10 protein-coding genes, 1 pseudogene and 1 riboswitch are annotated in these 12829 nt (G+C 45.6%); of the genes and pseudogenes, 7 read left to right on the forward strand and 4 right to left on the reverse strand.

The features are described 5' to 3' along the window. Positions 1-39: 39 nt before the first annotated feature. The 3 genes from LEP1GSC060_RS06385 to LEP1GSC060_RS20730 are packed head-to-tail and all read right to left on the reverse strand — an operon-like array spanning position 40 to position 1745. On the reverse strand, positions 40-414 hold the full coding sequence (locus LEP1GSC060_RS06385; RefSeq protein WP_080634519.1) for a DUF3209 family protein: 375 nt from the start codon (positions 412-414) through the stop codon (positions 40-42). A gap of 15 nt (positions 415-429) precedes the next feature. Further along, positions 430-1614 (reverse strand): CbiX/SirB N-terminal domain-containing protein, encoded by a 1185-nt coding sequence (locus LEP1GSC060_RS06390; RefSeq protein WP_002998868.1) that lies wholly within the window; start codon positions 1612-1614, stop codon positions 430-432. A gap of 5 nt (positions 1615-1619) precedes the next feature. Continuing rightward, positions 1620-1745, reverse strand: a complete 126-nt coding sequence (locus tag LEP1GSC060_RS20730) for a hypothetical protein (protein WP_002999285.1) — start codon at positions 1743-1745, stop codon at positions 1620-1622. A 136-nt stretch (positions 1746-1881) separates the two neighbouring features. Continuing rightward, positions 1882-2064: riboswitch (cobalamin riboswitch) on the reverse strand. A gap of 527 nt (positions 2065-2591) precedes the next feature. Between LEP1GSC060_RS20730 and LEP1GSC060_RS06395 the strand changes: the two genes are divergently transcribed. Continuing rightward, complete coding sequence (locus LEP1GSC060_RS06395; protein ID WP_002998953.1) at positions 2592-4721, forward strand: hypothetical protein; 2130 nt, start codon at positions 2592-2594, stop codon at positions 4719-4721. 5 nt (positions 4722-4726) lie between these two features. Here the strand turns inward: LEP1GSC060_RS06395 and LEP1GSC060_RS06400 are convergent, their stop codons facing one another. Then, positions 4727-5200: a hypothetical protein gene (locus tag LEP1GSC060_RS06400; protein ID WP_036095591.1), complete on the reverse strand. Its 474-nt coding sequence runs from the start codon at positions 5198-5200 to the stop codon at positions 4727-4729. Positions 5201-5349: 149 nt separating this feature from the next. Between LEP1GSC060_RS06400 and LEP1GSC060_RS06405 the strand changes: the two genes are divergently transcribed. The 6 genes and pseudogenes from LEP1GSC060_RS06405 to LEP1GSC060_RS06430 all read left to right on the forward strand — a co-directional run bounded on the left by LEP1GSC060_RS06405 (position 5350) and on the right by LEP1GSC060_RS06430 (position 12817). Beyond that, the gene (locus LEP1GSC060_RS06405) at positions 5350-7239 is read left to right on the forward strand and encodes a polysaccharide biosynthesis protein (protein ID WP_002999205.1); all 1890 of its coding nucleotides are present in this window, start codon (positions 5350-5352) and stop codon (positions 7237-7239) included. Then, a pseudogene (locus LEP1GSC060_RS06410) lies at positions 7232-7734 on the forward strand (stringent starvation protein B). Before LEP1GSC060_RS06405 ends, LEP1GSC060_RS06410 begins: the two are co-directional and overlap by 8 nt. After that, positions 7731-9341, forward strand: a complete 1611-nt coding sequence (locus tag LEP1GSC060_RS06415; protein WP_002999131.1) for a hypothetical protein — start codon at positions 7731-7733, stop codon at positions 9339-9341. Before LEP1GSC060_RS06410 ends, LEP1GSC060_RS06415 begins: the two are co-directional and overlap by 4 nt. A 287-nt stretch (positions 9342-9628) precedes the next feature. Then, positions 9629-10516, forward strand: coding sequence for a protease HtpX (gene htpX, locus LEP1GSC060_RS06420; protein ID WP_002999174.1), 888 nt, complete (start codon positions 9629-9631; stop codon positions 10514-10516). Positions 10517-10729: 213 nt separating this feature from the next. After that, the gene (locus tag LEP1GSC060_RS06425; protein WP_002998961.1) at positions 10730-11263 is read left to right on the forward strand and encodes an adenine phosphoribosyltransferase; all 534 of its coding nucleotides are present in this window, start codon (positions 10730-10732) and stop codon (positions 11261-11263) included. 39 nt (positions 11264-11302) lie between these two features. Then, entirely contained in the window at positions 11303-12817 is a 1515-nt protein-coding gene (locus tag LEP1GSC060_RS06430) for a S1C family serine protease (protein ID WP_002999003.1), read from the forward strand. Positions 12818-12829: the final 12 nt, after the last annotated feature.

Genomic DNA, 12829 nt, shown 5'->3' on the forward strand with positions numbered 1-12829 from the left:
GTGACGTTTTTGACTTCGTCCTTTGGGTTATCAACTCGATTACGCCGGAAAAATTTCATGAACGAAATCGTGTATCTCTTCCAGATCTCTAAAAAGATTTTGAAAAGTAAAAATTGAATTTTTTAATTCGAATTCTATCTTCTTCGTTAAGATCAAAAGAGAACGGTAATATGCCATTTTAGGATCGTCCTTTTTCGTTTTGGAAATCGTTTCCTCCAAATCGGTTAGGGAGGCTTCGTAAAATTTGATCAGCGACTCGAAGTCTTTCGCTTCCGCCAAGGATCGGATCGGTCCCGGGGCGTTTAACCTATCTTCTCCGATTTCCGCGCGTTCGTGCCGGATCGCGGCCTCGTCCCTGATTCCGATAACGTTCATCATACCCAACCGCAACGCGGCTATTTCGTGACATGCCATTGTATTCTCCTTAAATTACTGCATGATGTTATCGACGAGTCTCGCGACCAATCGATCGTTTAACAGGTGTTCGGCGACGAGTTCTTCCGCGTCGTTTTCGTTCACCCTTTGATACCAAATTCCGTCCGGATACACGACGAGAATCGGACCTTCCCCGCAACGTCCCAAACAGGAACTTTTAGAAACTCTAAAGTCCGCTTGTCTTCCGTGTTTTTTGATACAAGAGCGGATCCGATGGATGAGAGAAATACTTCCCAACCTCGCGCAGTCCGCGCTCTCGCAGACGTAGACGTGTTTTTTAAGATTTTTATGCGGGAACTCGTGGGGAGCGGCCTGAGTATGAGTTTCCAAATGTCTCATACTCCAAAGAAGCGAGTTCAGACCGCCGACTTTGTTTTTGAGTCCGGGGATGGAAACTCGATACTCGCAGTGATCGCAGGGAAGGGCTCCCTTGCCGGCAAGCGCTTGGGAAATTCTTTCGTCCAGGATCGGAAACAAAATCGGATCGGGCCCGAAATGAGAAGCCGTTTCGATTTTGATCCAGGGATACTTTTCGGAATATTCTTCGGATATATTATAAATCTTTTGTATTAGTTTTCCTTTAAATAGAAAATACGGAAGAATCAGGATGCGGTCCGGTCTGAGTTTTGCGGACATTTCCAGGCTTTCGCGTAAGAGAGGTTTTGTGATTCCGATAAAACTGGGTTTAACGAAAAGAAACGAGTTGGATTCCTCGAAAAAACGAACCGCTTTGTAAAAGTCCCCGTTTGCGTCCGCATCGGAGGAACCCCGGCCCACGACGATAACTCCGGTTTTGGATTGTGTCGACGGTTCGTTTTTAAATCCCTTGGAACGATCGGACAATAAATTAATGATATTTGCATGAATTCCCAAGGGCGGCGCCAAAACAAATCGATGATTCGGAAATTCCTCCTTAAGATCGGAGAGGATCAAAGGAATATCGTTTTTGACGTGGTTGGACGCGAACAAAAACAAGGGGAATATTAAAATTTTATTATGTGTTTTTGCGAACTTTCGAAGCGCCGTTTTTAGATCCGGTTTCGCGAGTTCGACGTATGCGATGTTGATTTCATATTCGGGACGAAACGCCGCGTATCCCTGAACGAAGGTTTCAAATTCTTCGTCGGAGGAGGTTTCCCTGCTTCCGTGTCCTACGATCAGAATTCCGAAAAGGTTCACGCTTTTTACGCCTTCTCCGGTTTTAAGGGAAGCATAACGTATCGATCTTTTAAAGTCGGAACGGAAAACCGGATCGTGATATTGAATACCCGGTAAACATTCTCAATCGCGAACGTAAAAACGGTAGACATGAAAAATTCTCCTGAGCGTAAAAAAAAATCGAACGAATGCGGGCGTATCGATCCCCTATAAGAATCGAACACGAACGCGTGTTATATGTATGTTCTATTTAAGCTACGATCGCCTTACTTCCGAGGACGAAACGTATCTCCAGGACTTTCATAGGGTCGTATTCTGACTTGAGATCTTCCTACTCGGCACGCCTTCCCGGATTACACCAGTGACTTAATATGCCTTTCGTCCCTCTTACAGCGGCGGATACCGTGACGGATTCTAACCGTCTTCCCACCGACGTGAAACGTCGATGAATCCCATGAAAATGGACCGTAAAACCAGCAGTATTCTTACGGATACTCTTGGAAAGGAATTTTTTTAATTCGAATATAAAAATCAGAATTTTCAAATATTCAAAGAAACGACTATTGATAAACGTGTCGTCGAATCATAAAACGGAATACTAAAGTAATAGATATATTATTAATTTGGAATATTTTAAAGAGGCGACTAACGTGTTCATTGTCGATTTCATGTATTGAGTGTTTTGGGACGGTTTAAGACGGCATAGGATTCAAACAATATGATATGATAGAGCCGTTCGACCGTTATATTCGGCGTTTATAGTTCCGTAAGAGTAAATGATTTTTTTGAAGTTTTTCTAAGCGCGAAACCCGAGAAAATTTCCCCGATTTTCAGGTGGAAAGCGGGTTCCGTCCGATCTAAAGATCGGAGTCCGGCTCGGGCCGTAACACGTTGTAGGAACGGTTCGAAGTTTCGGAATTGAATTGTGGGTTCTTCAACCGAAACACGTCTCTAAGAATCCTGCTTGACCCTGAAAAAAAGAGATGTATATATTCCGCATGTTCTTTCTAGCGCAAGCGCGTCCCATTCTTATCTGGCCGGAATTCTCTTGGATCCCGGTCATCAACGGGACAATTTTTGTGGCCCTTCTGCTTCTCGCCGGATATTATCTGGAAAGACGTTTTCGCAATTCGATCGAACGTCGCGCCGCGCTTAGGGCCAAGATTATGAAAAAATTACCTCTTGCGTATATGAACGGAAGAGACGTACTTCAGATTCATTCCTTTTTGGATCACGCCGCCGTTTCCGTACTTCAAAAAATCGCGGAGTCACAATCCTGGTTTCAGGAAGTTTTCCTTCCGGAGTTCGGACTTCATCTCGCGTATCAAGGAGAACTTCCCGCTTGGAGAGACGCAATCATATTCAAAAGATTGCAACATCTCGTTCACGATCTCGGCCCTCGTCCTAGAAAAATGATTCCGGTCGTATTCTTAACCGATGGGGACGAAACCTTTCCCGGTTTTTTGTATTCGAATCTTCCCGGTTCGGACTTCGTTCAGAAGTCGCTTCACACAAAGGTATTCACAAAAAAACTCTACCATTCGTTTCCGGTTTCAACGGGAGATAAAATTCACGTTTTGTATTCGGGCGACGATAAGGAATGGATTCGTTTTGACGCGAAAATTCTCAGCTTGAACGGAAACGACATGGACATTCAAGTCGAAACGGTTCCCGAAAAAGATCCGGAAAAAACGAGGATCTGGGGCGGAATGCAGATGGGAGGAGCCGGAGCGCACGAAGACGTCGCCCTTCCGGAGGAATATCAAGGAAGTCTAATGCAGATTTTAAACTACGCCTCGATGAGTCCTTCGACTGCGGCCGAAATTCAAAGAAGGGTGCACGCGTTCAGAGAACATCCGGGTTTGGTTCGTAAAGAACACAAATCGGAAGAGATTCACGCCTTTATAGAATTGTATTCCGCTTGTTATGCGAAATACAGATCGGATATCGCGCGGGTTCCGAAACCGGTTCTTCTTTTTTTATATTTTTTTTATATGGACGAAAACCTTCTTTCTCCCACGAGAATCGTTCAACTCTACGACACTTTGGAAAAGATCCGAAGTTATACACAAGATCCGTATTCCACCGATCATAAACTTACGGTGTACTTATTGCCCGAATGGTTGGGACTCATTCTCTCCGGCAAAAAAAATCCTTCCCGAAATCATCTCGCACAATCCTACGAACAAGTAAGAGCCACGATGATTCGAAAAACGGGAACGGACGAATACGCGGGCGCGAGCGGGATCGAAGACCTGTTACACCTACTGGATTGGGAGTTGAGTAATCTCCTTTTCAACGGACTCGTCGGCGTTTCATCCAATCCGAATCTTGCCTATCCGATTCTTTCCGACGATCAGATGTACGGAGAAACCGACGCGTTTTTGGTCACACACGAAAAAATAAACGCGGTTGTGGATCACGTTCATAAAATCGATAAACATCTTTTTTACAGACAGATTTCCTTTGAACCGGAACAAAACCCGGGCAAACCGGAACTCGCGATGAAAGAAATTTGGCCGGACTGTATCATACTTCCGGTATTCGGAAATAGGGGCGTTCTTTGGCAGGAAATTACTTCCGGACTAACGTCGAAAGGAAGACTTGTGTTTCCTCAAGTTTTGAACGAGAACATGACCCTGGCGATTACGAGAACTCTCGGGGAGTTTCGATGGGAAATGGAAAGAACGGTTCGAGGAAGAAAGTGGAAGGATTCTTCTCCGCCTTCCCTAACTTCCGAATATTATCTGTATCTGGAGAATTATCGAAAGTCGCCCACCCTGACCCCCGACGCGAAAAAAGGCGTCGATCAGCAACTCGTGAAATATAAGAAAAATCTAAAGGACATATTCGCTTCGGATTATTCGTACTGGATCCTTTTCGAATCGTCCGGAAAACTCAGGCTCAACCGAACGGCCAGGGATATTCTCAATCGATACGTTCCGTTTTCTCCTCAGATACGGACCACATTGGAAAAACATCCGATCCTCAAGGAATCGATGGATTTGTTCGAGGCCAGAAAAAAAAGACTCGTATCGGGAATCAAAAAAAGATATAACCCCTACTTTCAAGCAGGAAACGTTCCGTTGGAAGTTTCGGAGACGATTCGATTTTTCGAAGAAATGTAAGAATATTATAATAATCTTTCAAACGCGGAAGTGCGTCGGTCCTTCGTCGCGAAAAACTTGGAATGACAAACGGGACAACCGTAGTTTCCGGAAGTTTGTATCTTCAAAAGATGAAAACAAATCGGACAATTGACGAGCACGGGAGAATTTTCGGCGAAAGCGGAAGAACCGGCGTCGGAATCGGCCGCGATCAAATACGATTTTGCGGATTCCCGATCGGAAAATACCCGAATTTCTTTTTCGCCCCGTGCGGAAATTTCGATCCGCGTAGGCACGGAACAAATCGCAAATTGGGACGTTGGGAAACGTTCGGGAAGTCGGTTTAATATCGAAACTCCCTCTAACGTCGCCGATTCGAGTTCGGACGCGTCGAAAAGAATTTTGCGCGGGGATTCGGACAGTTCTTCCAATTTGGAAAGAAGAAGTTCTCCCAATTTAAAATCCAAATCTCCTTGGAGGTTGATGATGATTTCTTTCAAGGTGTCCCGATGTAAGAACCGATTTATTCTTCTATTGGAGTGAGGCAAGAAAAGAATTTCCGCAACACATTTTTCGATTCGTCTAAAAATCGGAGTGATCCATTTCAAAAAGATTGGACTTTTAGGAACAAGCGGATTTTATTTCCTACATGCTCGGTCAGTGGAATCGAAGGATGTGGATCTTCCCTTTGGATTTATTATTCATGGGGGTGTCTTATTTTTTGGCGCACTGGATCCGTTTTGAATCGTTTGTTTTTCTCGCGTCTCCGGAAAGATTTTTTACCTCGTTGATCATCGTCATTACGGTGAGAGCCGGAGTTTTTATTCTCTCCGATATATACAGATCGATTTGGGTCTACGCTTCGATTCACGATCTCGTGGAAATCATCAAGGTCACCTTACTCTCGTCTCTCATTTCGACCACGGCTCTTTTGTTTTACAATCGTTTCGAACAACTTTCCAGAATGGTTCCCGTTTTGGATACGCTTCTCCTTTTGAGTTTTCTTTGTATCCGCAGTTTTTCCTGGAGAGTGTTTCGAGATCAGTACATTCTCAAAAAATCCAAGGAAGAAGGACTTCCGACTTTGATTTTGGGAGCGGGAAAAGTGGGCGCGACCTTGCTCTCGGAAATTCGCAGGCACAACGAACTCAAACTCAACCCGATCGGATTTTTGGATGATAACGTTCAGAAGATCGGTGCGCATATACAAGGGATTCCGATTCTTGCGAAAATCGATCAAGCGGAACAGATGATCAATCGTTTCGGAGTCAAACAGGTCATCATCGCGATCACCAATCCGGACGGAAAACTCATCAGTCGGTTGATTCGTTCTTTTGAGAACACGGACGTGAAGTTCAAGATCCTTCCTTCTCTGGGTTCTTTGTTTTTTGATTCTCTCAAACTCAATCAACTCCGAGAGGTTCAGGTGGAAGACCTTCTGGGTCGTCCGGTTGTGGATCTGGAAATCGAATCCATTCGATCTTATCTAAAGGGAAAATCCATTCTTGTCACCGGCGCGGGCGGATCGATCGGAAGCGAACTTTGCAGACAGGTCGCCGTTTTCGAGCCGTCCCGGATTCTTCTTTTGGATTCGGCGGAAACTCCGTTATACGAAATCGAATACGAACTGGGAAAAAAATTACAAGGACAGAATATAGAACTCGTCCCGATCGTCGCGGATATTAAAAATCTTTCCAGAATCAGTTCCATTTTTGAAAGACATTCCCCCCAAGTCGTCTTTCACTCGGCGGCTTACAAACACGTTCCGATGATGGAAGTCAATCCGACCGAAGCCGTGATGAATAACGTGCTCGGCACAAAAAACATCTCGGATATATCCAGAATTTCGGGAGTGGAACGATTCGTTTTAATTTCCACGGATAAAGCGGTCAATCCGGTGAACATCATGGGCGCTTCCAAACGCGCGGCGGAGTTGTATCTGCAACATATCTCCCGAGAGACAAGAACCAAGTTCATCACGGTTCGATTCGGAAACGTTCTCGGTTCCAACGGTTCCGTGATTCCAAGATTTAGGGAACAGATCGCAAACGGCGGGCCGGTTACGGTCACTCACCCCGATGTGATTCGTTACTTCATGACGATTCCGGAAGCGACGCAACTCGTGCTTCAAGCCGGAAGTATGGGAGAATGCGGAGAGATCTTTATCCTCGAGATGGGAGAACCCGTAAAAATTCTCAACTTGGCGGAAGAGATGATTCGCCTCTGCGGTTTAAGACCTCACGTAGACATTCCGATTCAGTTCACCGGGCTCAGACCGGGAGAAAAATTATTCGAAGAACTCCTTCTGGATTTGGAAGGAATCAAAAAGACACATCATCCTAAGATCAAGATCGCCGCGCCTCTGGAAAATCAGGAAGTGACTACGTTTGTCGCCAGGTTCAACGAACTTCTGACTGCGGGAAGAACCAATAAGGATAAGGATATCTTTTTTGCCTTTAAGGCTCTGGTTCCCGAATACAAGATCCACTGGGATTATTTAAACGAAACGAACTCCGATCAAAACTTGAAGAATGGATAAACGAAATCTGAAAGAAGAAATCCTGACTCTCAGAAAGTTCAAACGTTCCTTGTTTGATCTCTACTGGGACGGATTCGGGACGTTCTATGTCCACGCCCTCCCCCATAACCAATTGGTCATCGGCAAACGCGGATTAGTCGGAGAGGAAAAGGAAACCGGAATCGTTCTCGTATTCGGACCCAAGGGCGGAGTCCGCAACTTGGACGCGGGAGAAGAGTGGATCTACGCCGAACTTCAATTCGGTTATATCTGGGAAGAGGTTTTTATACCTTGGGATTGTATATTCCGTTATTTTGATAAAACACAAACAACGTTGACGAACATGAAAGTTTTTACGACGGAACAAACGGAGGTTTTCAAGGAACTTTCGTCCGGCGAAAAAACCGCGGATTCTACAAGGAACTTTCGTCCGGCGAAAAAACCGCGGATTCTACGAAAGGCGATCAGTCGTCCAACGTGATTCAAGTGGATTTCGGGAGTAAATCGAAACAATGAGCCAAAATCAATTCAAGTGGTTTGTACCGGGAGATCTGGACGGATTTTTCGGTCTGATGATCGACAATCTGATTCAGATTCTCGTTCTTTCTTTTTTGTTGACCACACTCTGCGGCGTTCCGAGCGACTTTGTCTATAAGGTGATTCTTCCGGGAACCGCGATTTCTCTGTTACTCGGAAATCTGTTTTATTCCTGGCAGGCGCATCGTCTGGGTCGAAAAGAAAACAGGACCGACGTTACCGCACTTCCGTACGGAATCAATACGGTTTCCCTGTTCGCTTTCGTATTCTTTATTATACTTCCCGTATATAAGAAAACCGGCGATTACAAAACGGCCTGGCAGGTGGGGCTGGTTGCGAGTTTTTTTTCGGGTTTGATCGAAATGTCCGGCTCCTTTGTGGCGGAAAAGATTCGTAAGGTGACACCGAGGGCCGCGCTTCTTTCTTCCCTTGCGGGGATTGCGATCACTTTTATCTCCATGGACTTTTTGGTTCGTACTTTTCAAAATCCTCTGATCGCGTTTCTACCTTTCGGAGTGATTTTACTCCAGTACTTTGCAAGAGTTGTGTTTCCGTTTCGTCTACCGGGCGGACTTGTGTCCGTCGTTTTAGGAACCGTTCTTGCTTGGTCCGCGGGAGTTTGGGGAAACCCGATCATGGACGGGGCGTTGCTCAGAGGATCCACGAGTCAGATCGGGTTCTACTTTCCCGTTTTATGTATAGGCGATTTGTTTACCGCGTTGGGATTTGCGGATATCGTAGAATACCTCGCGGTTCTGATTCCGATGGGAATTTTTAACGTGATCGGTTCCTTACAGAACATCGAGTCCGCGGAGGCGTCGGGAGATTCTTTCAACACGAGAGATTCCCTTCTTGCAAACGGAGTAGGAACGGTGGTCGGTTCTTTTTTCGGATCTCCGTTTCCGACAACGATTTACATCGGTCATCCGGGTTGGAAGGCTCTGGGTGCGAGAGCGGGTTATTCCACACTCAACGGAATTTTTATGACGGTAGTCGCTTTGTTCGGACTACTCGCTTTTATCCAGGCTTTGATTCCCGTGGAAGCGGGAATGGCGATCGTACTTTGGATCGGAATCGTGATCGGTTCTCAGGCGTTTGAAGCGACCCCGAGCAGACACGCTCCGGCGGTTGTGATCGGGATTTTACCGGCGCTTGCAGGTTGGGGAGTTTTACTCGTTCAGTCCACGTTCCACTACGCGGACAGATCCGTTGGGGGAATTCTGGAAAATGCGGGAGTCAAAGAGACCGCACATCTTTGGATGTCCGACGTTCCTCTTTCTCTTCCGTTTTTACCTTATCCTTTGGGAGGACTTTTGAGTTTGTCTCAAGGGTTTTTGATTTCTTCCATGATCTGGTCTTCGATAGCGGTTTTTGTAATCGATCGGGATTTTAAAAAGGCTCTCATTACGTGTTGGATCGCCGCGGCTCTGGCGGGGACTGGATTTATCCACGGCTTTTCATTGCGTGGAAACGATATTCTCAATCAGTTCGAACTGGGTTTGAATTCATTCGTAACCGCCTATATTTTACTGGGAGTGTTATTTTTACTGGCTTCTTTTTTTCGAAAAGAACCTAGAAAAGTATAAGTCGGGTCTAAGACTAAAGATCGAATCTTTGATGTCTAAATATATGAATCAACGGATAACGTTTCCTAACTCGGGCGGTTTTGCTCAAGGCAAAATCGATGCGGAAGTCGATCGGAGAAACCCGAGCACAGAGCTTGGGTCGCTCTATGGATCCCGCGTTGTTCTGGGTCTAACAGTACGTGGAGAATCGATAGGATTTTCAACGTCGATCGGATAAACCCGAGCTTATTGTAAGTTTATAAAATTCAATCTCGCTTCCTAAGGACGCGAGATAAGGAGAAACCAAAATGTGGTTTAAAAGAATTGGATTGTTTTTACTGACCAATCTTCTGGTAGTCGTAACGATTTCCATCGTTACGAGCGTGTTCGGAATCGGTCCGTATCTGGACGCAAACGGAATCAATCTGGGTTCCCTACTCGCGTTCTGTTTCCTCTGGGGAATGGGCGGCGCGTTTGTATCGTTGCTTCTATCCAAGTTTATGGCGAAGATGATGATGGGCGTCAAAATCATCGATCCCAGATCGGCCTCCGGAGTGGAAAGAGAATTTTATTCCAGAGTGGAAAGACTTGCAAGAACCGCAAACCTTCCGATGCCCGAAGTGGGAATTTATCATTCTCCGGAAGTAAACGCGTTTGCGACCGGACCTTCCAAATCCAGTTCCTTGGTGGCCGTTTCCAGCGGATTGCTTCAAGCGATGGATAACGCGGAAGTGGAAGGTGTACTCGCACACGAGTTGGCGCACGTCGCAAACGGAGACATGGTGACCATGACTCTGGTCCAGGGAGTTATTAACGCTTTTGTAATGTTCTTTTCGAGAATCATCAGCTACGCGTTGAGTACGATGGTAAAAGAAGAAATGCAATACACCGTACGTCTGGTCTCCAACATCGTATTGAGTATTTTGTTCAGTATTCTCGGATCGATCGTAGTCGCGTATTTCTCAAGAACCAGAGAATACCGAGCGGACGCAGGCGGAGCCAAACTTGCGGGACGTCAGAATATGATCGCGGCTCTTGAAAAACTGAGACGTACGTTCGACGCGCCCCAAGACGAAAGGGGAGGAGAGGCTCTTGCAACGATGAAAATATCCGGACACAACAAATGGATGGCCCTGTTTTCAACTCACCCGCCTTTGGAAGCGAGGATCGCCGCGCTAAAGAATTCGGGATATTAAGAACTTGTTTTCAAAACTTAAAAACAACGGGAGATCATTCCGAACCAATCGGACGTTTTGAAACGGATTGTAAGATTCGTTTCAGACGGAAGATTCAAAATAAGCCCGGTTTTGCCGGGCTTTTCCGTATTCGGGATAAAAAAGAATTGTTTGAAATGTCTCGGACTTTTTGAATAGGATCGTACATTAAAAATCCCGGGACGTAATACTTAGATGTCTATTGTTAAATCCAAAATCAGAACCATACCGGATTACCCGAAACCCGGAATCATGTTTCGAGATATTACTTCACTCTTACTCGATCCGGAAGGATTGGCGCTGACTATCGGCACATTCGTAAACCGTTATCAGGGCAAAGGAATCACAAAGGTGGCGGGAATCGAAGCCAGAGGTTTTCTCACAGGAGCCCCTCTTGCCTTCCAACTCGGAGTCGGTTTTATTCCCATTCGTAAAAAAGGAAAACTACCTTCGGAAACCGTGTCGGAAGAATACGACTTGGAATACGGAAAAGACGTGATCGAAATCCACAAGGATGCGGTCCAACCCGGAGATAAAATTCTTCTGATGGACGATCTGATCGCGACCGGGGGAACTATGATCGCCGCCGTAAAACTTCTCAAAAAACTCGGAGCCGAAATCTACGAAGCCGGAGTGATCATCGATCTTCCGGATTTGGGCGGAGGTAAAAAACTTCGGGAAGAACTGAAGGTTCCGGTTTTCGCGATCTGCGAGTTTGAAGGGCATTAGAAAATTTTAAAATTAGAATATTCTTATTGGGAGGATTCATTGACGGTTAAATTATCCGGTTTTTTTGGAATTTGGATTCGAATCGGTTTGAAAAATGCGATTCTGTTTTTTTCGGTTGGATCGATGTTTTTTACCCAAACCGGGATTTATGCCGTAGAAAATCCTCTCTCTTTTGACGAACTCCGAAAGGGAGTCGTACAAATTCGGGTTTATTCGCAAGCGGTAAATCCGTTCTCTCCTTGGACGACCGAAACGGTTCGAGCCGGTTCGGGAACCGGTTTTTTAATCGGAAATAAAAGAATTCTTACAAACGCACACGTAGTTTCCAACGCGAAGTTCGTTCAGGTTCAGAGATACAATCAAACCGAATGGTACGGAGTTAAGATTCTCCATCTCGCACATGATTGCGACTTGGCGGTTTTGGAAGCGGAAAGCACCGACTTCTACAAGGACTCAAGAGATTTACAACTCGGAGAAATTCCGGAACTCAATTCTCCTTTGATCGTGGTCGGTTACCCGATCGGAGGTAATAAGGTTTCCGTTACGAGAGGGATCGTATCGAGAAAGGATCAATCGGTTTATTCTCACTCGGCGGTGGACAGTCATTTGGTTTTGCAAGTGGACGCCGCTATCAATCCCGGAAACTCGGGCGGTCCCGCGATTCAAGACGACAAGGTCGTAGGTGTTGCGTTCCAAGTGGCGACCAAAGGGGAGAATATCGGTTATCTCATTCCGACCAACGTTATACGCCATTTCCTAACGGACATAGAGGACGGAAAATACGACGGATACGTGGAACTAGGGGTAAGGACTCTCAATTCGTTTAACGTTTCTCTTAGAAAGGCAAAGGGAATTCCCGATCATCTGGAAGGGGTTTTTGTTTCCAGAGTTTTGAAAAACGGTTCCGCCGAAAAGTTTCTGAAGGAAGGGGATTTTCTCACGGAGATCGACGGGCAACCGATCGGAAAAAACGGAACCGTAATGCAGGACAGGGACGCGAGAGTGGACTTTGTGGAGATCGTGGACAACAAACACGCGGGGGATAAGATTTCTTTTCAGTTGTATCGAAACGGAAAAGAGATGTTTGTCTCTTTTCCGGCGCTTCGTATGCCCGATTTCGATTTTATGAGGAATCAATACGATAAACCCTATGATTTCGAGATGATCGGCGGACTTTTATTTCAAGAAATGTCCCGGGATTTGATCACGAGCTGGGGTCGGGGCGGAAACACTTCCGGTGGCAGCCAACTTTTATACAGATTTTTTTACTTTATAGAGGACGGACTCAATCGAACCAAAAAGACGGACGTGGTTTTATATCGAAAACTTTCTCATCCGGTCAATTCTTCCTCGGAATATTTTGTGAACCTTGTTTTGGAATCCGTGAACGGAACTTCGGTTGCGGAGTTGAAGGATCTGAAAAAGATTTTGAAAGAATCCAAAGACAAACATCTTCGTTTGAAATTTTTAGACGTTCAGGTTCCTCTCATTCTGGATCGTGAAGAGGCCGAAAAGGCCGACGGAAAGATCCGTAAAATCTACGGTTTGGAATAGTTAAGGAAATTA

Origin of the sequence: Leptospira weilii serovar Ranarum str. ICFT (assembly GCF_000332415.1) — a bacterium.
GTDB lineage: Bacteria > Spirochaetota > Leptospiria > Leptospirales > Leptospiraceae > Leptospira > Leptospira weilii_A.

Bases quoted from the DNA above. Each gene is read 5' to 3' on its own strand.
- LEP1GSC060_RS06425 (WP_002998961.1), top strand. From the start codon at position 10,730: ATGTCTATTGTTAAATCCAAAATCAGAACCATACCGGATTACCCGAAA.
- LEP1GSC060_RS06415 (WP_002999131.1), top strand. From the start codon at position 7,731: ATGAGCCAAAATCAATTCAAGTGGTTTGTACCGGGAGATCTGGACGGA.
- htpX (WP_002999174.1), top strand. From the start codon at position 9,629: ATGTGGTTTAAAAGAATTGGATTGTTTTTACTGACCAATCTTCTGGTA.
- LEP1GSC060_RS06385 (WP_080634519.1), bottom strand. From the start codon at position 414: ATGGCATGTCACGAAATAGCCGCGTTGCGGTTGGGTATGATGAACGTT.
- LEP1GSC060_RS06405 (WP_002999205.1), top strand. From the start codon at position 5,350: ATGCTCGGTCAGTGGAATCGAAGGATGTGGATCTTCCCTTTGGATTTA.
- LEP1GSC060_RS06395 (WP_002998953.1), top strand. From the start codon at position 2,592: ATGTTCTTTCTAGCGCAAGCGCGTCCCATTCTTATCTGGCCGGAATTC.
- LEP1GSC060_RS20730 (WP_002999285.1), bottom strand. From the start codon at position 1,745: ATGTCTACCGTTTTTACGTTCGCGATTGAGAATGTTTACCGGGTATTC.